Origin of the sequence: Streptomyces violens, from assembly GCF_000717745.1 — a bacterium.
Taxonomy (GTDB): Bacteria; Actinomycetota; Actinomycetes; order Streptomycetales; family Streptomycetaceae; genus Streptomyces; species Streptomyces violens.
In genome coordinates, this window is record NZ_JOBH01000003.1 from 242514 (window position 1) to 267043 (window position 24530).

Annotated in this window: 15 protein-coding genes and 2 pseudogenes; 15 read left to right on the forward strand and 2 right to left on the reverse strand. The window is 68.5% G+C overall.

Going from position 1 to position 24530, the window contains the following annotated elements; genetic code table 11:
- The first annotated feature begins 71 nt into the window (after positions 1-71).
- The 9 genes from IF04_RS0107665 to IF04_RS0107705 all read left to right on the forward strand — a co-directional run bounded on the left by IF04_RS0107665 (position 72) and on the right by IF04_RS0107705 (position 9957).
- Complete coding sequence (locus tag IF04_RS0107665; protein WP_030252768.1) at positions 72-269, forward strand: tautomerase family protein; 198 nt, start codon at positions 72-74, stop codon at positions 267-269.
- 84 nt (positions 270-353) lie between these two features.
- Positions 354-1793: an FAD-binding protein gene (locus IF04_RS0107670; RefSeq protein WP_051830834.1), complete on the forward strand. Its 1440-nt coding sequence runs from the start codon at positions 354-356 to the stop codon at positions 1791-1793.
- A 46-nt stretch (positions 1794-1839) separates the two neighbouring features.
- The gene (locus IF04_RS0107675; RefSeq protein ID WP_078599957.1) at positions 1840-3123 is read left to right on the forward strand and encodes a multidrug effflux MFS transporter; all 1284 of its coding nucleotides are present in this window, start codon (positions 1840-1842) and stop codon (positions 3121-3123) included.
- A 129-nt stretch (positions 3124-3252) separates the two neighbouring features.
- Positions 3253-4173, forward strand: coding sequence for a LysR family transcriptional regulator (locus tag IF04_RS0107680; protein WP_051830836.1), 921 nt, complete (start codon positions 3253-3255; stop codon positions 4171-4173).
- Between the two features lie 302 nt (positions 4174-4475).
- Entirely contained in the window at positions 4476-5408 is a 933-nt protein-coding gene (locus IF04_RS0107685; protein ID WP_037958618.1) for a beta/alpha barrel domain-containing protein, read from the forward strand.
- On the forward strand, positions 5405-6211 hold the full coding sequence (locus tag IF04_RS0107690; protein ID WP_051830839.1) for an alpha/beta fold hydrolase: 807 nt from the start codon (positions 5405-5407) through the stop codon (positions 6209-6211). The genes IF04_RS0107685 and IF04_RS0107690 overlap by 4 nt, the downstream gene beginning before the upstream one ends.
- The gene (locus IF04_RS35565) at positions 6208-8421 is read left to right on the forward strand and encodes an isocitrate/isopropylmalate family dehydrogenase (protein WP_037958620.1); all 2214 of its coding nucleotides are present in this window, start codon (positions 6208-6210) and stop codon (positions 8419-8421) included. The genes IF04_RS0107690 and IF04_RS35565 overlap by 4 nt, the downstream gene beginning before the upstream one ends.
- Positions 8418-9110, forward strand: a complete 693-nt coding sequence (locus IF04_RS0107700) for an RraA family protein (protein WP_030252783.1) — start codon at positions 8418-8420, stop codon at positions 9108-9110. The genes IF04_RS35565 and IF04_RS0107700 overlap by 4 nt, the downstream gene beginning before the upstream one ends.
- The gene (locus tag IF04_RS0107705; RefSeq protein ID WP_030252785.1) at positions 9103-9957 is read left to right on the forward strand and encodes a DUF6282 family protein; all 855 of its coding nucleotides are present in this window, start codon (positions 9103-9105) and stop codon (positions 9955-9957) included. Before IF04_RS0107700 ends, IF04_RS0107705 begins: the two co-directional genes overlap by 8 nt.
- A gap of 467 nt (positions 9958-10424) precedes the next feature.
- Here IF04_RS0107705 and IF04_RS37165 read toward each other — a convergent pair.
- Positions 10425-10684 (reverse strand): annotated as a pseudogene (locus tag IF04_RS37165) (cytosine permease); the annotation flags it as partial.
- Positions 10685-10879: 195 nt separating this feature from the next.
- Between IF04_RS37165 and IF04_RS0107715 the strand changes: the two are divergent.
- Positions 10880-14557, forward strand: coding sequence for an NACHT domain-containing protein (locus IF04_RS0107715; RefSeq protein WP_157847611.1), 3678 nt, complete (start codon positions 10880-10882; stop codon positions 14555-14557).
- Positions 14558-14800: 243 nt separating this feature from the next.
- Here IF04_RS0107715 and IF04_RS40335 read toward each other — a convergent pair.
- Positions 14801-15160 (reverse strand): annotated as a pseudogene (locus IF04_RS40335) (Imm49 family immunity protein); the annotation flags it as partial.
- Positions 15161-15608: 448 nt separating this feature from the next.
- Between IF04_RS40335 and IF04_RS0107720 the strand changes: the two are divergent.
- The 5 genes from IF04_RS0107720 (at position 15609) to hydA (ending at position 24455) form a co-directional block, all read left to right on the forward strand.
- Positions 15609-15908, forward strand: a complete 300-nt coding sequence (locus tag IF04_RS0107720) for a hypothetical protein (protein ID WP_037958624.1) — start codon at positions 15609-15611, stop codon at positions 15906-15908.
- Between the two features lie 67 nt (positions 15909-15975).
- Positions 15976-20400, forward strand: coding sequence for a DUF6531 domain-containing protein (locus IF04_RS40090; RefSeq protein WP_030252795.1), 4425 nt, complete (start codon positions 15976-15978; stop codon positions 20398-20400).
- 14 nt (positions 20401-20414) lie between these two features.
- Positions 20415-20999, forward strand: coding sequence for a hypothetical protein (locus IF04_RS38610; protein ID WP_157847612.1), 585 nt, complete (start codon positions 20415-20417; stop codon positions 20997-20999).
- Positions 20989-21582 carry a DUF4291 domain-containing protein gene (locus tag IF04_RS37175; protein WP_106975558.1) on the forward strand — a complete coding sequence of 198 codons (594 nt, stop codon included), beginning with the start codon at positions 20989-20991 and terminating at the stop codon, positions 21580-21582. The genes IF04_RS38610 and IF04_RS37175 overlap by 11 nt, the downstream gene beginning before the upstream one ends.
- 1481 nt (positions 21583-23063) lie before the next feature.
- Entirely contained in the window at positions 23064-24455 is a 1392-nt protein-coding gene (hydA, locus tag IF04_RS0107735; RefSeq protein ID WP_030252798.1) for a dihydropyrimidinase, read from the forward strand.
- The last annotated feature ends 75 nt before the right edge of the window (positions 24456-24530 follow it).

A 24530-nucleotide genomic window follows, 5' to 3' on the forward strand; every position in this document is an offset into this window, starting at 1 on the left:
TCTTGGACGGGTCCGGGCCCGGTGCTGGACTTGATCCATCACATTCACCCCCGACTTCTGGGAGTACCGCCATGCCTCTCATCCACGTGCAGCAGACCCCCGGCAAGACCGCCGAGCAGAAGGCCGAGCTGGTCCGCGACCTCACCGACGCGTACGTGAAGGCCACCGGCAGCAAGCCGGAGAGCGTGTGGGTGACCGTCCAGGAGATCCCCACCGACAGCTGGTCGATCGGCGGCGACACCCTCGCCGCCCGCGCCGCCAAGCGCTGACCCGGCGGCGGGCCGGCGAGCCGCAGCATGGCTCCCGGCCCGCCCCCCAAGGCCTCCACAGCAGACAGGAGATGAAGAGCCGCCGTGAGCGATGTGCTTGACCCCGACGTCCCCGCGCCCGACGCCGCAGCCGATGCCGCAGGTCCGCTGGACCTGGTGGTGGTGGGCTGCGGAGCGGGCGGTCTGGCCACCGCCGTCAGCTTCGCCGAGAACGCCCCGGGCAGCCGGGTCCTGGTCCTGGAGCGCTCCAGCCGCTACAACCGAGGCGGGAACACCACCTGGACCGGTTCGTTCTTCCGGCTCACCGCCGAGGGCAGGCCCGCGGACGACTTCGAGAGCCGGATGCACGAGCTGAGCGAGGGGCAGTCGGACCCGTCGTACATCGCGGCGCTGTGCGACCAGGCCGAGCCCACCGTGCGCTGGCTCGCCGACCGGCACGGGGTGGAGTTCGAGACCCGTCCCACCTACTTCGTCACCGCACGCGGGCCGCGGCTGATGCCGGCCGGCGGCGGTGCCGCGCTGGTGGACAAGCTCGCCAAGTCGCTGGAGCGGCTCGGCGGTTCGATCGCGTACGGGGTACGGGCCACCGCGCTGAGCACCGACTCCTTCGGCGCCGTCAACGGCGTGCACGTCGAGGAGGGCGGCAAGCCGCGGCATCTCGCTGCCCGCCGGGTCGTCCTGGCCTCCGGCGGCTTCCAGGGCAACCGGAAACTGCTGGAGCGGTACGTCGGGCCCACCGGCGGCGAGCTGCGGCCCATCGCGCCCGGCGGCAAGAACAACAAGGGCGAGGGCATCGAGATGGCTGTGGCGGTGGGGGCTGCCCGCAGCGGGCAGTACGACCGCTTCCACGGCGAACCCGTGGACCCGCGCAGCCACCAGGCCGAGGCGCTGGTCATGGCCTATCCGTACGGGATCCTGGTCAACGCCGACGGGCGGCGATTCCTGGATGAGGGGTCGGACACCCCCGACAACACCTTCGAGGAGGTCGCCTACCGGATCTGGCGGGAGGCGCGGCAGTCCGCGTATCTGATCTGCGACGCGAAGCTCCTGGAGATCGAGGGGCACGAGCGGTCGCTGCTGACCGACAAGGACCCCATCACCGCGCCGAGCATCGACGAGCTGGCCCGCAAACTGGACATCGCGCCCGATGAACTGAACTGGACCGTGGACCGGTTCAACGACGCGTGCCGCCCGACGCCGTACGACCCGACACGGCTGGACGGCAAGCACACCGTCGGTCTGGTGCCGCCGAAGTCCAACTGGGCCAGGGAGCTGGACACCGCCCCGTACATGGCCTGGCCGGTGCACTGCGCCATCACCTTCACCTTCGGTGGGGTGCGCACCGACGCCCGCTCGCGGGTGCTGACCGAGGGCGGCGAGCCCATCGAGGGCCTGTACGCCATCGGGGAGACCGCCGGTCTCTATTACAGCCGCTACCCGGGGGCCACCTCGGTGCTGCGCGCGCTCACGTTCGGCCGGCTGGCCGGGGCGGACATCGCCCGGGTCCCGGCCGCCACCGGGTGAGGACAGCCCTCAACCCGCCTTTGGAACAAGGAAGTTGTCAGTTGTCATGAAGACCGCATCGGCACGCACGCCCTACGCGCTGTTGCTCGCAGTCCTGTGCTCGCTGAACGCCGGCGGCCTGTTCGCCTCCGACATCAATCTGCCGGGTGTGCCGGCCACCGCGCACGCTTTTGGTACCCCGGTCGCGTCCGTGCAGTGGACCTTCAGCGCGTTCATGATCGGCATCGCGGTCTCGCAGGCGGTCTACGGGCCGATCTCGGACGCGTACGGGCGCAAGCGCGTCATCGTCACCGGGCTCGGCCTGTTCGTGCTGGCGTCTCTGGTGTGCGCGGTGGCGCCCACCGTCGAGGTGTTCGGCGCGGGCCGGCTGCTCCAGGCGCTCGGGGCCGGCTCGGGCATGGTGCTCGGCCGGGCCGTGATCAGCGACCTGTACGAGGAGAAGGACGCGGCCCGGATGTTCGCCACGGTCATGCCGATCGTGGGCGTATCGCCGTCCGTCGCCCCGCTCGTCGGCGGCTATCTGACCACGTACGTCTCGTGGCGCGCGCCGTTCGTGGTGACCGCGCTGATCGGTCTCGCGACGCTGGTCGTGATGGTCACCGCGATCCCCGAGAGCCTGCCGCCGGAGCGGCGCAGCAAGCACCTGGGTGCCACCCTCAAGGGCTACCCCAAGCTGCTCACCCGGCCGCTGTTCTGGGCGTACACGATCAACCTGGCGGTGGCGTACGGCGGTTACTTCGGCTATCTGGCCGCGTCCCCGCTGGTCTTCGAGAAGATGGGCCTGGCCACGGAGACCACCAGCTACTGCTACATCACGGTCTCGATCGCGTATGTGGCGGGCAACCTCACCTCGCGGGCCCTGGTCCGCAGGCGGCCGGTCAACCAGCTGCTGTGGGTGGGCCACGGCTTCTTCTTCGTCGGCGCGCTGATGATGCTGGGCCTGGGGCTGAGCGGGGCCGGGGCGCCCTGGGGGCTCCTGGTCCTGGTCTTCATGCCGGTGATGACGTACGGCAACGGATTCCTGCTGCCGCTGTCGATGAGCGCGGGCGTGACGAACTTCCGCTCGACGGCCGGTTCGGCCTCCGGGCTGATGGGTGCGCTCCAGCTGCTGGGCGCCTCGCTGGGGATCTTCCTCTCCAGCCGGCTGCCGGCCGGTGACCTCTTTGCCCTGGGGTGGTTCGTCACCGGTGCCTCGGCGGTGGGCATTGTGGCCTTCGCGCTCTTCTTGTCGCTGGCGGCCCGGCAGTCGGCGGCAGCGGAATCCGCAGCTGTTCCGGAGCCGGTCGCGGAGAACCGTAGCGGCGATTTGCAGACGGCTACCGCAGAGTAAATAAATGTTTGCCCGGCCCGGTGGCAGGGGTCGCCGCGAGGTGTGCAAGGATTGCCGTCGCGGCGATCCCGCGACCGGAATATCGCAAGGTCCACAGAAAGGGGTCGCCCGCAGGAAAAGGGGGATCCTGTGGAGCTGCGTCAGATTCAGTACTTTGTTGCGGTGGCCGAGGAGCTGCATTTCGGCAGAGCGGCCGAGCGGCTGCACATCGGCCAGCCCGCGGTGAGCCAGCAGGTGCGCCGACTGGAGCGCGAACTGCGCACCCAGCTCTTCGACCGCTCCGGCCGCACCGTCACGCTCACCCCGGCCGGTCAGGCCCTGCTGCCCGAGGGCCGCGAGCTCCTCAAGGCGCAGGACGCCTTCGCCGCCAAGGCCCGGCGGCTGGCCGCACAGAGCGCGGCCACCCTGCGGGTGGGCATCAGCTCCGCGCTCGGCGGCCGCCTTGACGACTTCCTCGACGCGGTGCCCGCGGACGCCACCGGGACTCGCTTCGAATTCCAGACCCTCGACGCCCATACCCGGCTCGAAGAGGTGCGGGCCGGGCGCCTGGACGCCGCCTTCGTGCGCGGTCTCGACGCTGCGCCCGGCCTGCGGCTTCTCACTCTCTGGCAGGACCCTCTGGTGGTCGCGCTGCCCTCCGCGCATCCGCTGGCGGAGCGCGGCCGGCTCGACCTCGCGGACCTGGCGGGGCTGCCGCTGCGCATCGCGCCCCGCGACAAGAACCCGGTGCTGTACGACGGCGTTGTCGCCGCCTGCCGCAAGGCGGGTTTCGAAGTGACCGTCGGCCCGCCCTCCACGGGGCTGCAGGACACCCTCGCCGACATCGGCGCGGGCGCGCCGGGCTGGACGCTGATGTACCCGACGGCGGCGGGCGCCGTCTCCTCCCGTCGGATCGCGCTCCTGCCGATCGACGGCGCTCCCCTCACCATCCGGATGTCCCTCGCGCTGCGCGAAAACGCGGATCCGCGGCAGCGGGAATTGCTCATGGCGACCTGCGCGGAGGTGCGCCGGAAGATTGCCAGGGAGGGAACGGGAGATGCCGAAGAATGAAAGGTGAACTTCCCGATCGGCTTGGGCAATTCTTTGCCCGGGCATGGGGATCGCTTCGCATAGATGCGCTAGATTCTGTGGCATCGAACTTCTCGTACCGCCTTGCCGATGTTTTGTGCCGGCTGAACGGGCGTATGTGAACTCGGAAGTTCGTCAACGGGGTGATGCGGGATTTGTTGCATGGGGATCCCGCGGAGATAAAAACGCATCAATACTTATTCGATCCGCCGCCGCGCCATCGCGGCCGGATCTCCGCGTGGAGCGTCACCCCGCCAATTTCGTGCGCCGGCTATGGAGGGGTAATGGTCATCAATCTTGATGTGACGCTGCGTGACGGGGGCTACCGCAACAACTTCGACTTCCCGCTCGACTACGCGCTGCACCACGCCAGAGAGAGCGTCGCGGCCGGCATGGAGTGGGTCGAGATCGGCTACCGCAACGGCTCGTTCACACCCAAGCCCGGCATCGGCCGGACCGGCGTGGGCGCGGACGACTACATACGCGCGGTCGCCGAGGTGGTCTCACCCGAGCGCCTGTGCATGATCCTGCACCCGAAGAACATCACCGAGGACGACCTGCCGCGCATGTACGAAGCGGGCATCCGCCTCGTACGGTTCTGCCTGCCCTCCGGCACGCCCGAACCCGGGCTCGCCCTGCTGTCCAAGGCCGCAGACCTGGGCTTCACCACCACCGTCAACATCACCCGCGTCAGCCAGCTGGACCGGCGCCGGCTGGTCGAACTCGCGGCGATGTCCGGCGACGCCGGCGCCGACGTGGTCTACCTGGCCGACTCCAACGGCAGCATGCTGCCGCACGAGGTGTCCCAACTGGTCACCCTCGTAGGCTCGGTGACGGATGCGGCCATCGGCCTGCACGCCCACAACAACCTCGGTCTCGCCCTGGCCAACGCGATCGCCGCGGTGGACGCGGGCGCCACCTGGATCGACTCCTCCGTGCTCGGCATGGGCAAGGGCCCGGGCAACCTCGTCACCGAGCAGTGGCTGGCCTACCTCGGCCGGCACGGCCGGGGCGACGGGTACGACCTCGGCCGCGTCCTCAGCCTCGCGCACCGCATGGAGGGCGAGTTCGAGGAGGCCCGGCCGTCCCTGCCGCTGCCCGACCTGGTCCTGGGCCACTTCGACCTGTCCGTCGAGGAGCGCGCCAAACTTCCCGTGGACCGGATCGGCGACGCCTTCTCGGCGGCCCGCGAGCTGACCGCGGCGGGCGCACGGTGATCTCGCGTACCCCGCACCCGGAGCCGGCGCGCGACGCCGCGCCGGCTCCGGCCACCGCCGTCCTGGGCGATCCCGCCGCGCCGCGCCATGCGGTCGTGCTCGCCCCCGTCATGGCCCGCTGGGACCAGGGCGCGTTCTTCCGGCAGGCCGCCGAGCCGCTGCTCGCCACCGGGCACCGGGTGACGATCCACGACACCCTGTCCCTGCTGCGCGCCGGCGACGACCTCAAGGCGCTCGCGAACCGCTGGGCCCACCACCTCGAACAGGACGCCGCACCTGACGTGTTGGCAGGAAACGCCCTGGGCGGCGCGATCGTCCAGACCCTGCTCGACCGGGAGTGGACCCACCGCGCCAAGGTCCTGCTGCTCTCCGGCCCCACGGTGGCCGACGAGGAGCTGAACGCCGAGCTGGAGCGGATCGCCGCCGCGGTCGGCGCCGAGGGCCTGGCCGCGGCGCTGCGCCTGCTGGAGGAGGCCGTCCGCGGGCCCGGCGCCGTGCCGCGGCCGGACAGCGGGCCCGAAGAGCCGTGGCCCGGCGATGAGTCGGCCGGACGGCGGCTCGCCACCGGCCTGCGGCTGCTGCGCGACGCCGGCGCGCGGGAGCCCGTCCGGAGCTTCCCCGGACCGCTGCTGCACGTGTACGGCGAACAGTCCCTGCTCGTCCGGCGCAGGCATCTGGCCACCGGGCCGCTGCCCACGCACCGCCTCGCGGGCATCCCCGGAGCCGGGATGCGCCCGCACGCCGACCAGCCCGGTCTCACCAACGAGGCCGTCGCCCGCTTCCTGGGAGCTGAAGAGACATGAACCGCAAGACCGTCGCAGTCCTGCCAGGCGACGGAATCGGGCCGGAGGTCCTCGACGCCGCGCTGCCGGTGATCGAGGCCCTCGGCCTGCCCATCGACCTGGAATTCGGTGCCATCGGCTGGGAGTGCTGGCGCACCGAGGGCACGCCCGTACCCGACCGCACCTGGGACCTGATCGGCCGCAGCGATGCCGTACTGCTCGGCGCCACCACCAGCAAGCCGCGCCGCGAGGCACTGGCCGAGCTGGACCCCGCGCTGCGCGCCGGCGACTCGCGGTACATCTCGCCCATCATCCAGCTCCGCCAGCGCCTGGACCTGTACGCCAACCTCCGCCCCGTGGAGAACTACCTCGGCGGCGGCACGCCGTACCGCTTCTGCGTGGTCCGCGAGAACACCGAGGGGCTGTACGCGGGCCTGGACTGGAACCACGTACCGGACGAGATGTGGCCGCTGGTCGCCGAGCACCCCAACGCCCGGCGCAGCGGCAGGGCCGGCTCGACCGCGAGCATCCGGCTGCAGACCGCGCACGGCCTGGACCGCATCCTGCGGTTCGCCTTCGAGACCGCCCGCGGCCACGGCTACGAGCGGGTCACCCTCGCCGACAAGCCCAACGTCCTGCGGGCCTCCAGCGCGTACGTCCTGGAGCGCCTTGAGGCGATCGGCGCCGACTATCCGGAGATCCCGTACGAGGTCCTGAACGTGGACGCGGTCGCGCTGTGGATGGCGCGCCGCCCGGAGCGCTTCGGCGTGATCGTCGCCGAGAACATGTTCGGCGACATCCTCTCCGACCTCGGCGGCGGCGTGATGGGCGGCCTGGGCCTGTCGCCCAGCGCCAACATCGGCGAGCACGGCAACTACTTCGAGCCGGTGCACGGCAGCGCCCCGGCGATGGCCGGACGGCAGCGCGCCAACCCCACCGCCGCGTTCCTCACCATCGGCCTGATGCTGGAGCACCTCGGCTTCCGGGACGCGGCGGGCAGCATCCAGGACGCCGTACGGCACGTCACCCGCCGCCGCGACCGGGTCACGTACGACCTGGGCGGCTCGGCCACCACCGCCGAGGCCGCCGCGGCGGTCCTCGACGCCTGCCGCGACGTGCCGCACACCCCCACCGCCGCCGTCGTCACCATCGGCGACGAGCTGCTGCGCGGCGACCTGGAGGACTCCAACGCGGGCAACGCCTCCCGGATGCTGGGCGAGCGCGGCATCCCGGTCCGCGTACGCCACACCATCGGCGACGACGAGGCCACCATCGCCGACGCCATCCGGCCCTCGCTCGGCCGCGACGACGTCGTCGTGGTCATGGGCGGACTCGGCCCCACCTCCGACGACGTGACCCGCAGCGCCGTCGCCCGCGCGCTCGGCCGCCCGCTGGTCCACCGCGAGGAGGCCTGGCAGGGGGTGGTGGAACGCCTCACCCGCTTCGGCGTCGCCGTCCACGAGGACAACCGCCGCCAGGCGCTGTTCGCCGAGGGCGCCGAGCTGCTGCCGAACGCCAACGGCACCGCCTGGGGCTGCCGGGCCGACGCCCAGGGCAGCACCGTGATCATGCTGCCCGGCCCGCCGCGGGAATGTCTGCCGATGCTGGCGGACGTGCTGCGCGACGGGCTGCGGCACATTCCCGAGCCGCCCGCGACGACCACCGTCTTCCGCCGCACCCTCGGCATCATCGAGGCGGACGCGGCGGCGCTGGTCGACGAGCTGGTACGGGAGAGCGGGGTGCCGGTGAAGCCCGCATACCGCTGGCACTACCCGTACGTCGACATCCGGCTCGGCTGCCCGCCCGAGGCCGCGGACGAGCTGGCCAAGCGCCTGGACGCGGCGCTGGCCGGATACACCGTCACCGACCAGGACCGCACAGCCGTACAGGAGCTGGCCCTGCTGCTGGACGAGCGGGGGCTCGTGCTGGACCTCGACGACCGGCTGACCGACGGGGCCTTCGCCACCGAGCTGGCCCGCGAACGCGACACCAGCGAGGGCTCGGCCGCGCTGCACGTCGCCCTGTCGGGCGCCTGGGACGGCGGGGACCGTACGACCTACACCGGCACCATCGCCCTGACCTGCACGGTCCGGGACGCGTCCGGCGAGCACACCGCACGGCTGACCGTGCCCAACCGCGGTGCCGAAGTGACCACGTACGTCACCCAGTTCGCCGCCTGGTCCGCCGCCCGCCACCTCACAGGGCGTCACCTCACGGAGGAATCCGCATGACCACCGCCACCGCCACCGCCACCCAGGCCCTGCGCGAGCGGCTGTCCCGCCTGGACACCGCCGCGCTCTCCGACGCCATGGACAGCCTGCGCACCCCGCCGTGCGTGCTGCCCGGCATCCGGCCGCGCACCCCCGGCACCGTCGCCTGCGGACCCGCCTTCACCGTCCGCTACCGGTCCATCGACGACACCTCCACCTTCCACAACGCCGCCAACTACATCGACGACGTACCGACCGGCTCGGTCGTCGTCGTGGACAACGGCGGCAGCCTCGAATGCACCAACTGGGGCTCCCTGCTCACCGCCGTCGCCCTGCACCGTGGCATCTCCGGCACGGTCGTACACGGCTCGGTGCGGGACGTGAAGGAGAGCCGCGCCGCCGGATACCCGCTGTTCAGCGCGGGTGTGACGATGGTCAGCGCCAAAAACCGAGCGGTCCTGGACCGCACCGGCACCGAGGTCGACATCGCCGGTACGCGCGTCGCACCCGGCGACTGGATCGTCGCCGACGACAACGGCGCGCTGCGCATACCGGCCGCCCTGATCGAAGAGGTCGTCCGCCGCGCCGAGGCCGTGGAGCGTACGGAGTCCCGTATCCGCGAGGCCGCGCTCGGCGGCAGCCGGCTGGACGAGGCGCGGGCCCGCTTCGGGTACGCGCGCCCGTGGGAGGACGGGGACGCGCGTGGTTGACGTCACCGGGGCTCGCTTCATCGACGTCCACTACCACGTCGGCCCGGACGCCTACGTGCGTCGCCACACCGCCGCGAGCGCCGGTGCGGTCTACGCCGAGCACGGCGGCTGGGTCGTCCTGAAGAACCACCTCGGCTCGACCGCCGCCCAGGCGTGGGAGGCCCGTCAGCAGGGCCTGCCGGTCTCCGGCTCGATCGTGCTCAACGACCTGGCCGGCGGGTTCGACCCGAGGGCCGTGGAGCAGGCCGTCATCCAGCACGGCGAGGACAGCGGCCTGCGGCTGATCGTCCACCTGCCCACGGTCACCGGGCGCACCCACCGCAGCCGGCTGGCCCGTACGCCCTCCCATCCGCTGCTGGGTGACGGACAGCGCCCGCTGACCGTCACCGACGACAGCCGGAAGCTCCGCCCGGAGGTGCGCGAACTGCTGCGCGCCGCCCGGGACCTGCCCGTCGTCATCTCCACCGGCCACGCGGACGGCCACGAGGTGCGACTGCTGGTCGAGGAGGCCGTACGGCTGGACCTGCGGCTGATGCTCAACCAGCCCGCCAACCCGATGACCGGCCTGACCTGCAAGGACCTGGTCGAGGTAGCCGTGGCCGAGCAGGTCTGGACCGAACAGACCGCACTCACCTACCTCCTCGAATACCAGGACTGGGACGACTTCGCCGATGTCCTCTCCCTCCTCCCGAGGACGGTCTACAGCTCCGACCTCGGCCAGCCGACCCAGATGGACATCGCACCCTGGCTGACGGCCAGTCAGGCGTGGTTCGGCCGGGCCGGGCTGACCCCGGAACGGATCGACGAGGTCACGCGCGCCACGCCGCTGGAGATGCTGAGGCTGTGACCACGCCGTCGGCCCTGCTGCTCTCCCTGCCCCTCGTGCGCACCGCATGCTGGGCGGGGGAGCCAGGTCCTGCGGTATTGCCAGCCGCCCGGTACGGGGCGACCCTGAATCCCGTGCAGCGACGGGTGCAGCGGGGAGGGAGCGACAGCCATGACACGGATGCTTGTCCGGGACAGCCTGGTCATCACCGCCGCCGACGAGAGCCACGCAAACATCCTGGCTGCAGGAGAGATTGAGCTCGTTCAGGAGTCCCGTTGGCCAAAGGTGACCAGGGATTTCCTGGCGGGTGACGCACCGAATACGGGGAACGCGCCGCACACGGCGACATGATGCCCGGCCGGCGAGTAGCTCCCTGACTCGGCTGCGGAGATCGGTGGCTCCGGGGGCGGGAAGGGCGGTGTAGCGGCGCGCATACTCGGGCCAGAGCGTTCCCAGGATGAGCCATGAGGACGACGTCGATGACGAGCCGTGATGAGCGCTCCGGTGCGTAAGTTGATGAACCGCGGGGCGAGGTTGGCGAATCGCACGCAGGTGAGACGACGTTCGCGGCGATGTTGACCGGGAGCGTCGCCTTAAAGGCGGTGACAGGGGCGAACAAGAGGCCGAAGGCCTTGTCGGTCTTGATGGCCAGCTCGCCCCGGTCCCAGATCGCCGCACCGTAGGCATGCTGCGAGTCCGCCGTTACGAGGGCGGACAGCAGAGGGAACAGCGCCATGGTCGCGGGCAGGCAATCCGCATCGACGCCCCCTTCGTCATCCGGCCGAGAGTACGCGGGCTGAGTCCGAATGGGCGGCGGCGCATCAAGCGCACAACCGACAGCACCCCTACGAGTTCCAACTCGTATGTGCATTGGCGCGGCAGGGGTTGATGGGACGCGAAGGTAGTCAGGTGGCCTTACGCTGACTGGTGGCGTTGAGAGGCGATGAATCGACGCGTCGGTGATGCGGCGGTGAACACGGGGTGGGCGATGAGCGGCGGTGCTGGCGCGGTGCAGGGCAGGTACCTGTACGAGCGGCTATCAGACAAGGACTTCCAGCGACTGTGCGGAGCTCTGCTCGCCCGTCAGTACTCGGGGGTTCGTTGCTATCCGGTGGGCCACTCCGACGGTGGCCGCGATATCACCCATGAGAGCGCTGAGGGTCTGGTGGTTTACCAGGTCAAGTGGACCAGCAAGCCCGAGCAGGACCCGGTGGCCTGGCTGAAGGCCGCGATCGCCGGGGAGGCGGACAGCATCCGTCGCCTGGTGGCGAAAGGTGCGAGCGAGTACTGCTTGGTCACGTCGGTGGCGGGTACAGCGGTGCCTGAAAAGGGCATGATGGACCGACTCGACGTCGAACTGCGTGCGTATGAGGAAGTCTTCGGCATACCCATGCGGGTGTGGTGGCGCTCCGACGTGGACGCGCGGGTGGATACCGCACCCGCCGAACTCAAGTGGTCCTACCTCGACATGCTGGCCGGGCACGACTTGGCGCGCTACTTTACCGAGGCATCTGGCGGCGCCGCTGAGGAGAAGGCGTTGCGTTCCCTCGTGCGGAAGGTCGTAGCCGCGCAGTGGGAGGAGGATGCCAAGACCAAGTTCAAGCAGATCGATCTGACCGACCACAATCTTGACGACTTGTTCGTCGACGTGGATGCCGTCCGTCTGGCGCCTTGTGGGACAGGGCCGCGGGACGAGGATCCAGGCCAGGGGCAGCTTGTCGATGAGCGCCCGTTCATCGAGGCACCGTCTCCGCGTCACCTTTTCGACGAGCGTTCTGAGGAACTGGGAGGTGCCGCCGCATATCTGCTCGCCGCACACGTGCCATTTACGCTCGTACGAGGGGCGCCGGGCCAGGGCAAGTCCACGCTCGGCCAGTACGTGTGCCAGCGGCACCGCGACGCGTATGTGCGGGGCGCGGCAGCGCCGGAACATGTCCCCGGGCAACGCCTGCCTCTGCGTGTCGACCTGCGGGACTACTCGGCCTGGCTCGTCGGATATGACCCGTTGGGTCGCGGCGAGCGGGTCCTCCAGCCGAGCCCGCGCACGTGCGGCGGACTCGAGGAGTTCCTCGCATACCTGCTGACCGCGTACAGCGGCGGGCTGCCCGCCGACGCCGCCACGGTGTACAGCCTCCTGGATCGCTTTCCCGTCATCCTCGTCCTCGATGGACTGGACGAGGTCGCGAGCAAGAAAACACGGCAGCGCGTCGTGGAAGAAATCGACGGCTTCGCCGCCCGCCTGCGCACCGCCCGCGATGCGCAGCTGGTCGTCACCACCCGTCCCAACGCCGGCGACCTCGCCGAGCCGTCGCTGCGGCTCTTCGAGGTGATCTCGCTGTCCCGGCTCAGCCGTGAGCTGCAGGACGAGTACTTCGGCAAGTGGGTACATGCGCGCGCCCTCCCGGACCGAGAACGCACCGCCCTCAGGCAGACCTTCCAGCTGCGCTCCACAGAGCCGCACATCGCTCAACTTTCCGACAACCCCATGCAGTTGTCGATCTTGTTGTATCTGATGCGGAAGCGTACGGACTCAGTCCCCAGGGACATGACGGGTCTGTACACCTCCTACCTGGAGATCTTCCTCGACCGGGAGGCCGAGAAGTCGGCGACGGTGGCGAAACACCGGGACGACCTGAAGGAGGTGACCGCCTATTTGGGCTGGCACTTGCAAGCGCGCGCCGAAGCCGACGCCGAGAACGGGCGGATGACCGCCAAGGATCTCCAGAAGGCCATCTGGGGCTACCTGTTCGAAGTGGAGAAGGATCAGTCACTGTTCAAGGAGCTCTTCACCGGAGCCACCGACCGTGTCTGGGCGCTGACGGCGAAGACGCAGGGCACCTTCGAGTTCGACGTGCAACCAATGCGCGAGTACTTCGCGGCCCGCTTCCTGCGCGAGTTCGCCGGTGCCGATCGGCGGAGCTTCGACAGCGGTGAGGTGCTGCGGGAGCTGGTACGGCGCGCCTACTGGCTGAACACCTGCCGGTTCTACGCGGGGTTCGCCAACCCCAACGAACTCGCGGGCATGCTGGAGGACCTGGAGGCGGAGTTTCAGGCGGGTACCGCGCCGGAGCCGGTGCGCGCGGCGGCGTGGACCCTACTCGCCGACGGCGTGTTCAACGGGCGGGTACCGACACGTCGCCGGGCGGCGGGACTCCTCGCCGACGATCTGAGCGTGCGGCTGGTCACTGAATGGCTGCGGAACCGGTCTCTGCCCGAGCTGACCCCGGACCGTGGCGGCAGCGATCTCGCGCAGCGGCTCCTGGAGCGCGTGGCCGAACAACCGGAGTCTCGTGCGACGCCCGAGCGGGTGGGGCTGGCCGCCCGGATCTGCCGGGCCAAGGAGTTCAACGCCTGGTGGCGGCCGAAGATGCTTGACGCGGCCGGAGGTGAACACGAGGCCACATGGCTGTCCATCGCCGCAGCCACGCGCACCCCGTGGCTCGACACCGCCGACCTCGACCGTCTCGCCCTGTCTGACGACCGGGCGGCCGTCGCGGCCTTTGCGGCGGGGGCCAGGCCCGCGCCGCACTCCGCCATGGAGCAGCGGCTGCTCAGGGTCGTACTCGACGGACTTGCGTCCGAAGTCGCCATACCCCCCTGGCAGTCCTACCCGCACACGATTCTGGAGGCTCTGAACCCGCACCGTCTCCTGAGCCTGGCGACCCGGCGGCACGGTCGCGCTCGCTACCCCTGGTTGATCGGCCGGGAGGCCGTGGAGCGATTGACGTCCCGGGACGAGCGGTACGCGGTGCTGATGCGGGACGAACGCGATCCGGACACCACCGCCCCGTGGGGTGATCTGGCACGCGCCGTCAAAGAATTGTTCGGCCCGTGCTGGCTGGCCGCTGAGATCGCCGTCAGCGGAGCGATCGCGGCCAGTTCGGACCGCGTGATCGCGGGTGACCTCACCCCCGGCTCTGAGGGCTTCGGCGACAATCCCGACTACGGGCGTCTCCTGCGGGACATCCATCACAACCGCTCGGAGACTTCTTGGTGGACGGATGTGTTCACGCGGTACGACGACAACCTGTCACGCGCTGTATGGGCCCTGTCTCTCGTAGCATGCGCGGACAGAGACGTCGTCGTCAGCCAGCTCGCCACCTTGGACCGCGCGGTCCGTCAGCTTTCCGGCAGCATGCTGCAGGCCCTGATGACGAGCTCAAGCAGGCTCGGCCGCTTCAACATGCGTCGGCTGCCCCACGTGCTGGCCCACGCGGCGGACCACGAACTTGGCACCGTGACGCTGCTCAGCCACTTCACCATGTTCCACCGGAACGAGCGTCTTCGCCCCCTCAGTGACGCCACGCTCACCGACATGGCGCAGTTCGGCGAAGTGGCGTGGCCCGCGGTACGCGAACTAACGGCCAGGATGGGGGAGCGGCCTTCGCAGGCTCTGATCGATGGACTCATCGCGCACGGACCTACCTCTCGGGGATTTGTGCGCCGCATGGTCCGCTTCGCGGTGAACCAGGAAGTCCGTGAGAGAGTCCTGGCCACCCCCTTCGACTTTCCCCGAGACTGGGTGCTGGCCGCGGCAGAGCAGACCGGCACGGCGGCAGATGGCGGCATCTCCCGCTACCTAGAGCAAGTAGCCCGTGACAATCGCTGGTTCGCTCATTGACCTCGCCAGCACTCCCCCCTCGAGTCCGCGACGCCCCGGTAGAAGGCTGTGTCCGCATGGCACTTTGACCCGCTCCGGGATCGGTGGAGGTTCAGGCCCGCTCTGGTCCGTTTCAGGCCTCAGTCGCCGGCGGGCGGCTAGGGTCTGCGTTGCCATGTCCGATCAGGTGAGGAATTCTCCGTACCATGCCCGGGTGAGAAAGGCTGTGGGCAGGCGCGGCCGGACGTCGTCTGGAGCGGGAAGTCAGCGTCGTGTACGAGGCACGCGATGGCGAGGGGGGCCCAGCGCCACCGGGCTGCAGGGGTCCTTCGATCCACTCCAATAACGGTCATGGTGCGCGAGGGCCTCAGCGCGACGGACTGGTAGTCGATCAGGTCCCAAAGGCGCTCGGTTTGCGCGTCGCTGCCTCGGGGCGGGAGTAGTGCATGTGGCGAGCAGCTCATGGACGATGCCATCCACGGGACGCCTGAGCCAGTAGCTCTGTAGGGTGTCGATCCAGTTGAAAACGTAGTCGTCCTGGGTTCCGGTCCGGCGCAGGTCCTCCAGCGGAACTTGGCTCAGGTCCCTGAGCCGGTCGGGCCCACGGCAGGCGAGAGCGGTCCAGAAGGCATCAAGTCAGGCGCGAGCGCCGGCATATGGTGCCGGTCTGGTGGCGGACAGCGTCACCATGCGTTCGCCGATGTGGCATTCCACGGTGCCACTGTGGGGAAGGTGGCGAACAGCGCTCCGCCGACCCTGCACGGGGTGGCCCACGCCTCCCAAGTCTCCAGTGTTCCCGCGTCGGTGTCGGCTCCACAGCCTGCGTGGGCGTGCACCAAGGCTCTCTCCAAGGCGTCACCGAAGCTGCCCGGATCGTGAGCCACGCGACGCCTGTAGCGTGAAAACAACTCTCCCGACTCCGCGCAACTCAGAGCAGGTCTGAGCCTCCATCGAACCCGGAACGGTTCAGTCACTGGCTTCAGCTGGTGTGCGATGATCGTTTAGCTTGTCATGTACCGGTGATACCCGACGCTCACGCGCGGGGGAGTTCACTGACCTGGGGGAGGTTTCGATGTCGGATTTGAAGAAGGATACGGAGAGCATCCGTACCGGAGCCAAGGCGTTGGGCCGGGTCACGCACCACACTGCCCGCCCGCTGCAGGCGTTCTCGGGGCAGGCCCAGGATCTGTCTGCACTGGGAGCGTTGGGGTCGTTGCTGGGCGCGAAGGACGACATCGCCGAGGGCATGGACACTCTGGCCCGGCTCACCCGCGAGCTGAATGAGGAGTGGGAGGACGAGGCGAAGGCGATGACGGATGTCTCCGACGCCTTTGACCTGTTGGATGCGCTGCTGGAGGGCGAGGGCCGGTAACGGCCGAGCCACGCAGACCGGATCCGATCGCACCATCAGCTACTGACGGGGGAGGTTCCACGTACCCGTGGTCGACCTGAATCCACTGCACCTGATCAACAACGTCAACCACGCCATGGGCGACTCCATGGCGAGCGTGCTGGAGTTCTTGGGCATCACTGATCCGGCAGTGGATCCTGACGGGGTCCGGGAGATCGCCAAGAAGTGGCGGGCGCTGGCCGACGCGTTGGACGATGCCAGTCGAGACGCGGGCACCGCGCTTGAAGACGTTGTCTGGGAAGGTCAGGCCGCCAAGGCGTTCCACAAGCGGGCGACGAGGGCGCGCGGTCAGGCCAAACAGATGGCCGACGCGTTGCGCGATGGCGCAGAGGCGTTGGATCAATTCGCGGACGAGGCCCACGAGATGATCACCGAGATCGGTGTCATCTGCGTGGAGATCGCCGAGATGGAGGCGGCCGGGCTGGCGCTGTCGGTGCTGACCGCGGGGGTATCGGCGGCGGCGACGACGATCGCGGCAGGCGCGCGGGCGGCCCGGATCATCGCGTTGATCGCGCGGATCGAGGAGTCCGGGACTGCGCTGGCCCGGGTGATCCGTGGGGTGATCGAGGTCATCCGGGGCCTGTCGCGGTCGCTGCGGGCGCTGAAGGAGGTCAAGGCGGTCGCCTCTGCGGGACGGATGGCCGGTGAGGGGATGAAGTTCTCCGCCCTCGATGCCGCGCTGCAGGACCCGGAGGCCTTCAAGGACCCGGGCAAGCTGGCGCATGTGCTGGGCGAGGGCGCCGCGCTCGGGGTCGGCTTTGGCGTGCTGGGCAAGGGCTTGGGTAAGGGCCTGAAGGCGCTCAAGCCCAGCACACTGGGCCGACTGGGCAATGCGTTGAAGCTGGATGGCTCCGGGCTGTCGCGGGCGAAGCTGCGCCCGGCGGCGTTGGAGCAGTTGCGGGCGTCGATCCGCTCGACGTTCAAGCGCTGCGAGCTGGACCCCATCGACGTCGCCACCGGCGACATGCTGCTGCATGAGGTCGACGTCTCGCTGCCCGGCACCCTGCCGCTGCTCGTCGAGCGCACGCACCTGTCCTCCTACCGCTATGGCGGCTGGCTCGGCACCACGTGGGCCTCCACGCTGGATCAGCGCCTGCAGGTCGACGACGACGGCGTCACCTACGCCGCCCCCGACGGCGCTCGCCTGGTGTACCCCGCCCTGGAAGTGGACGTCACTGAGCCCGTGCATCCGGTCACCGGCACCGGTCCCACCCTGATCTGGGACGACGCAACCGACGGTGGCATGCGGCTGACCGACGCCGACACCGGCCTTGCCTACGTCTTCCACTCCCCGCGCCCGATCGACGACGAGAGCGGCGTCGACCTGCCGCTACAGGCGATCATCGACCGCAACGGCAACCGCATCACCGTCGACTACGCCGACGACGGCACACCACGGGAGCTGGTTCACTCCGGCGGATACCGCCTGGCATTGGACCGCCACCGGATCCAGCCGCGCATTGCCCGAATACGCCTACTCGACCCGACGGACCCGGACGCACCCGGTACCACCGTCGTCTCCTACGGCTACGACGAGGCCGGTCACCTCACGGAGGTGACCAACTCCTCCGGGCGGCCGCTGCGGTTCACGTACGACGACGTCGGCCGTATCACCTCCTGGACCGATCGCAACGACTCGGCGTATGCCTACACCTACGACGACCGCGGCCGCGTCATCCGCACCGAAGGCAGCGCCGGACACCTGACCGGCACCCTCACCTACCACGACGCCACCCATACCACCGAGGTCACCGACTCCGCCGGCCACGTCCGTCGCTTCGAGCACAACGACGCCTACCGCCTGATCCGCGAGACCGATCCACTGGGCAACGTCACCTGCCAGGAGTGGGACGAAAACCACCGCCTGATCGCGGTCACCGACCCGCTCGGCCACACCACTCGCTATCGGTACGACGACCACGGCCAACCGGTTGGTGTCATACGCCCCGACGGCCACACCATCACGATCACGTACAACGAACTCGGCCTACCCGCCGAGTCGGTCGGTGCGGACGGTGCGAGGTGGCTGCGTGAGTACGACACCGGCGGCAACCTCACGGCCGTCACCGACCCGACCGGCGCCACCACCCACCTCACCTACACGCCCGCCGGCCATCTCAGCACCGTCACCGACGCACTGGGCAACACCACCCGCGTGGAGTGCAACCCGGCAGGTTTGCCGGCGAAGGTCACCGACCCGGTCGGCAACACCACGAGCTACCGCCGCGACGCCTTCGGTCGCCCGACAGTGATCACTGATGCCCTCGGTGCGGAAAGCACCGTCGTCTGGAGCCCAGAAGGCCAGGTGGCCACCCGGACTGCGCCGGACGGCACCAGCGAGTCGTGGACGTATGACGGCGAGGGCAACTGCCTGACCCACACCGACGCCCTCGGTCAGACGACCACCTATGAGTACACCCACTTCGACCTGCTGGCCGCCCGCACCAACCCCGACGGCACCCGCTACACCTTCACCCACGACCACGAGCTGCGCCTGACCCAAGTCACCAACCCCCAGGGCCTGACCTGGGATTACGTCTACGATCCGGCTGGCCGTCTAGCGACGGAGACGGACTTCGACGACCGCACCATCACCTACACACACGACGCCGCCGGCCGCACCACCGCCCGCACCACCCCCCTCGGCGACGTCATCGGCTACACCCACGACGTACTCGGCCGGGTGACGGAGAAGGATGCCGCGGGCGTCGTCACGCGCTTCGCCTATGACCCGGCGGGACGGCTGCTCGAGGCCACCAACCCCGGCCATGAGCTGACGTACACCTATGACCTGGTCGGACGGCTCACGACCGAAACGACGAACGGCCGCACGGTCACGCACACCTACGACTCGTTGGGCCGTCCCGTCGAGCGCACGACACCCACGGGCGCGACGACTGCGTACGCCTACGATGCGGCCGGTAACCGCACCGCGGTCACCACCGGCGGTCACACCCTGACCTCCGCCCACGACGCCGGGGGCCGCGAGCTGCTGCGCACGCTGGACGATGGCACCCTGACGATCGCGCACACCTGGGACCCCACAGGCCGGCTCTCAGAAGTATCTCTGGCAAACCACGGGTCTCAACTGCGCACGCGCGCTTACGAGTACCGCGCTGACGGCTACCTCACCGATCTGCACGACAGCCACACGGGCCCGCGCCGGTACCGGCTCGACCCCACCGGTCGCGTCACGGGCGTGAACGCCCGCGACTGGTCGGAGACCTACGCCTACGACGACGCCGGCAACCAGACCGCCGCCACCTGGCCGGACTCCCACACCGACGCCGAAGCCCAGGGCGAGCGTGACTACACCGGCACCCGCATCAACACCGCCGGCAACATCCGCTACGAACACGACGCCGGTGGCCGCCTGACCCTCCGGCAAAAGCTCCGCCTGTCCCGCAAGCCCGATACCTGGTCCTACGCCTGGAACGCCGAAGATCAACTCACCGAGGTCACCACCCCCGACGGCACCCGCTGGCACTACACCTACGACCCCCTCGGGCGGCGCACGGCAAAGCAGCGCCTCGCCGCCGACGGCACGGTAGCCGAACAGGTGGACTTCACCTGGGACGGCCCAGCTCTTATCGAACAGACCACCACCGCCCCGGCCCAACTCCCGCACTCGGTCACCCTCACCTGGGAGTACGCCGAGCTCCACCCAGTCGCCCAGACGGAACGCCGCCTGGACACGGCCACGCAGGAAGAGATCGACGCCCGCTTCTTCGCGATCGCCACGGACCTGGTGGGCACCCCGACGGAACTGATCGATACCAGCGGCGACATCGCCTGGCACACCCGCACCACCTTGTGGGGCACGACCACATGGTCACGCGACAGCAGGGCGTACACCCCGTTGCGCTCCCCAGGCCAGTACCACGACCCGGAAACCGGTCTCCACTACAACCTCAACCGCCACTACGACCCGGCCATCGGGCGATACGCATCGCCGGATCCCCTCGGCCTGGAAGCCGCCCTCAACCCGGTGGCCTACGTCCACAACCCGCTCTTGTGGGCGGACCCACTCGGCCTGTCGCCGTGTACCGTCACGGTATATCGAAAGCAGAGCGATCATCCGTTGAGCCAGCGCGTGCACATCGGGCCAAACGGAGAGGTCTCGATTACCGGGAAGGGGCATCTGTATCTGAACATGAGCGGAGACATCCGTCATACCCTTACGTTCCGGTCCGAAGAGGGCGGATATCAGGAAATAGTTGCGTTCGACGTCCCCAAGTCCTTTGTCGATGACCTTCGGCGCACCGCCGTCCCGCAAGAGAACCCACCCGGTAGCGGGTTCACCAAGGATGAATGGCGGCAGTTGAAAAAGATCAGTCCCGAGATCTCGGACCCCACTAAGGGAGATGATCTTTACGGGATTCCTAGGAGCATGCTGGACGGCCTGCGCGGGGTAATCATCCCGGGATCCGGTAAGGTAGTCCAAAGCGGCTAGCAAGGAAGTATAAAATGTTCCACGAGGTTCAGGATGTCATCGACGAGCGGCGGAGGCTTTTCTCTCGCCCTGCTTCCGATCAGGTACCTCCCGTGCTCGGTACTTTCACCGTGCAGCTCGACATTGAACCCGTCATTTATGGGACCAGAGTGCGGAGTGTGTTGAATGCTGCCTACCAGATTGCTGCATCGGTAGACTTCGACGAAAGCCCATTGCCGACGCAGGACTTTCCGTCATGGTTCGCGCAGGTGAGCCAACAAGACGCCGTGAGTGTCCCTTCCTTTGCCAAATCCGGCCGAGATCTCTACCTGAGGGAGCATGGAGATTTCGGCTGGGATCTGGAGGATTGGCTGTACCGATTCGAGCCCGAAGAATCCATTCGCGGATGGTCGTGGTGGGACATGACACAAACGCCTGCCGGAGACGTATGCGTGTGGGTGGACACATGGGGGGAATCCTTCATTTCGAGCCAAGATCTCCGTTGGCTGCTGTGTACGGCCGGCGCGCGATCAGTTTCTGAGTACACCCTGATGAAGTCAGGTGGGTGGCTCACCCAGTCCACCGTCCCTGTAGAGCAGGGAGATACGGGTGCAGCGTGAGATCCGGGCACAGTACACGTCAGATTCGATCACTGTATATCAGGCGTATCCACTCGAGATCGCAGCTCCTGCACTCAAGGCTGGGACCTTTGTGCCGCCATTCAAATTTGACAGGATGACCTGGATCAAGCCGTCTTTCCTGTGGATGATGTATCGATGCGGCTGGGCGTCGAAACCCAACCAGGAACGCGTATTGCGCATCACCATCACGCGAGAAGGTTTTGAATGGGCGCTTTCGCGTTCCTGTCTGAGTGGTTTCGACCCCGAAGTGTACTCAGACCGGGAGCGGTGGCGATCGACGCTCAAGGAGTCTCCGGTGCGCATCCAATGGGATCCAGACCGAGACGTCCACCTGGCGCCGCAGCCTCATCGGGCCATTCAAATTGGACTCTCCGGGGAATCGGTAGGGAAATACGTCAACGAGTGGATTACATCGGTCGAAGATGTTACTCCGCTCGCGAAACGGATCCATAAGGCAGTCGCAGGCAATGACGTGGGGCTTGCAACGGAAATGCTCCCGAGCGAGAAGGTGTATCCGTTGAGTGCGCGACTGCGCGCTGTGATCGGCGCATCGAGCACTTGAACCGGGGCGGGGTCTTTGAGTAGCGGCTTGGGCGCCTTTGTCGTGCCGGTTGTCTACCGTGGCAACCAGTGCTTCGCGCCACGTCGTTGGGGCAAAGGCCATGCTTTGGCTGCCCTCGAGCAGCGCGAAAATCTGCTGGTAGGAAGAAAGAAGTAGCTCTGGTCAATCGTCCCCCCAACGTCTTGACGCGCGGCATCATTCGGGACGTCGCATCAGCATTTTCGAGGGCTATCGCGCCAGCAGTCGGATTTGTAAGTGACGGGGTAAACGCCGGGGAAGCCGGCTGTTTTCGCCGCTGTACGGCGGATGGCAGCAGCCAGCCGCCTGGGGCGACTGAAGGAGGGAAGCGTGAGCACCTCCTTCCCATGGCCGCACGCGTCGCGAAGCTTGGCTTCGCCTGATCAACATGCATACGCTCCGGCCCTGCGGCACGTAGTAGCCGCGGGCCGGGGCCGTGCGGGGCCGGGAGTGCACCCGACTGATCAACGAGCCCATCGCCGCCCCAAGGTCCTGCCGCAACAGTAAGAGACGGCGGGGCGACACCACAGCCCGCTCCAACTTCATGTACTCAGACACCCATTGCGATGTAGGCCCAGCGCAGTTCGGACATGCTGTCGAGGGCGGATTCCGAGAAGGCGGCGGCGCTGGCCACAACGGCGGCCCGGGTCCGTCATGAGGAACTGCGCAGCGTCCGCATGCCCTGGCGCGCGCGGATACTCGCGATCAGTTCCCAGGCACCGAGGACCAGGGCAAAACCGATGAGGGGGGCTGTCAGGCTCGGCTCACCGTCACTGGGAGTCTGCAGGAGCCACGGCGGCGCCGAACATGACTGCGCACACTGGCGGTGCCCAGGTAGGCAGGGATGGACGCGCCGAAGCACAGTATGACCGGCGGGGTTGTCCACGGCTGCCACTGGTCTGCTGCTGCGTCCATGTCGGCCGCTGTAGTAGCCAAACGCCAGCGCCCCCGCTACCCGCGAACCGCAGGAGAGCCCCTGCCTCGACCGCAGGCGGACCCGTCACATCGGAAGGGCTGTACCCCAACTGAGTCCGCCGAGTGGCCAACGAGTCCGGCCGCATCGAGTGGATCCCAGTCGATGCGGCCCCGCGGTCGGGCCACCCCGGGCCGGCTCCTCCACGCTCCGTGCAGCCTTGGCCGCTGATCACTACCCGGCGGGCGACCGGTGTACCTCGCCGTCCACCGTCAGGACTGACGCTTCAGGCCCTGCGGTATTGCCAGCCGCCCGGTACGGGGCGACCCTGAATCCCGTGCCGCGACGGGTGCAGCGGGGAGGGAGCGACAGTCATGGCACGGATGCTTGTCCGGGACGGTTGGCCAAAGGTGACCAGGGGTTGCCTCGTGGACGACGCACCGTACACGCCGAGATGATGCCCTGCCGCGGCGGCTGAGGCGCACACTCTGACCTATCGACTACCAGGCCGGGAATGCAGACGGGCGCCCGGCGCAGGGAGGGGCGAAGCATGACCCGCACTCTGATCACCGGTGGCCTGGTCATCACGGCAGCCGATGAGGTCCACGCCGATGTGCTCATCGAGCATGGCCGCATCGCGGCCCTCGCGGCCCCGGGCACGCAGGAGTGGACCGCGGACCGCGTTATCGACGCCGCTCAGAAGTACGTGATCCCCGGGGGCGTCGATGCCCACACCCACATGGAGATGCCCTTCGGCGGTACGTACGCCTCGGACACCTTCGAGACGGGCACGCGTGCGGCGGCCTGGGGCGGCACCACGACGATCATCGATTTCGCGATCCAGAGCAGGGGACACTCGCTGCGCGAGGGCCTGGACGCGTGGTACGCGAAGGCGGACGCCAAGTGCGCCATCGACTACGCCTTCCACATGATCCTCTCCGACGTGAACGAGCATGTACTGAAGGAGATGGATCTTCTGGTCGCAGAAGGATTGACCTCCTTCAAATTGTTCACGGCCTACCCGGGAGTGTTCTACAGCGACGACGGGCAGATTCTGCGTGCCATGCAGCGGGCCGCCGGGAATGGCGGGCTGGTGATGATGCATGCGGAGAACGGCATTGCCATCGATGTGCTCGTCGAGCAGGCGCTGGCCGAGGGGAGGACCGATCCGCGGTACCACGGCGAGGTGCGGCGTGCGTTGCTGGAGGCCGAGGCCACTCACCGTACGATCCAGCTCGCCAGGGTCGCCGGGGCGCCGCTCTACGTCGTCCATGTGTCCGCCGAGGAAGCCGTCGCGGAACTGACGCAGGCCCGCGACAAAGGACTGCCCGTATTCGGCGAGACCTGTCCGCAATATCTCTTCCTCTCCACCGACAATCTCGCCGAGTCCGATTTCGAGGGCGCGAAATACGTCTGCAGCACGCCGCTGCGGCCGCGGGAACACCAAGCCGCGCTCTGGCGCGGCCTGCGCACCAATGACCTGCAAGTCGTCTCCACCGACCACTGCCCCTTCTGTTTCCGCGGGCAGAAAGAGCTCGGCCGCGGCGACTTCTCGAAGATCCCCAACGGCATGCCCGGCGTCGAGAACCGCATGGACCTGCTCCACCAGGCCGTACTGGACGGCCATATCAGCCGCCGCCGCTGGATCGAGATCGCCTGTGCCGCGCCGGCCCGGATGTTCGGGCTGTATCCGAAGAAGGGCACGATCACGCCCGGCGCCGACGCCGACATCGTCATTTACGACCCGCACGCCGAGCAGGTCATGTCGGCCGAAACCCACCACATGAACGTGGACTACTCCGCGTACGAGGGGCGGCGGGTGACCGGTCGGGTGGAGACTGTTCTCTCCCGCGGTGAACTGGTCATCGACCGCCGGGAGTTCACCGGCCGGGCGGGCCACGGGCAGTACGTGCCGCGGGCCACCTCCCAGTACCTCTCCTGAACTTCGCGCGGGCCCGGGCGCACCGACCCGCACCCGGGACGTCAGTCATCACCGGTTCTGCATCAGGGAGTTGAG

Bases quoted from the DNA above. Each gene is read 5' to 3' on its own strand.
- IF04_RS0107665 (WP_030252768.1), top strand. From the start codon at position 72: ATGCCTCTCATCCACGTGCAGCAGACCCCCGGCAAGACCGCCGAGCAG.
- IF04_RS0107675 (WP_078599957.1), top strand. From the start codon at position 1,840: ATGAAGACCGCATCGGCACGCACGCCCTACGCGCTGTTGCTCGCAGTC.
- IF04_RS0107685 (WP_037958618.1), top strand. From the start codon at position 4,476: ATGGTCATCAATCTTGATGTGACGCTGCGTGACGGGGGCTACCGCAAC.
- IF04_RS35565 (WP_037958620.1), top strand. From the start codon at position 6,208: ATGAACCGCAAGACCGTCGCAGTCCTGCCAGGCGACGGAATCGGGCCG.
- IF04_RS0107700 (WP_030252783.1), top strand. From the start codon at position 8,418: ATGACCACCGCCACCGCCACCGCCACCCAGGCCCTGCGCGAGCGGCTG.
- IF04_RS0107715 (WP_157847611.1), top strand. From the start codon at position 10,880: ATGAATCGACGCGTCGGTGATGCGGCGGTGAACACGGGGTGGGCGATG.
- IF04_RS0107720 (WP_037958624.1), top strand. From the start codon at position 15,609: ATGTCGGATTTGAAGAAGGATACGGAGAGCATCCGTACCGGAGCCAAG.
- IF04_RS38610 (WP_157847612.1), top strand. From the start codon at position 20,415: ATGTTCCACGAGGTTCAGGATGTCATCGACGAGCGGCGGAGGCTTTTC.
- hydA (WP_030252798.1), top strand. From the start codon at position 23,064: ATGACCCGCACTCTGATCACCGGTGGCCTGGTCATCACGGCAGCCGAT.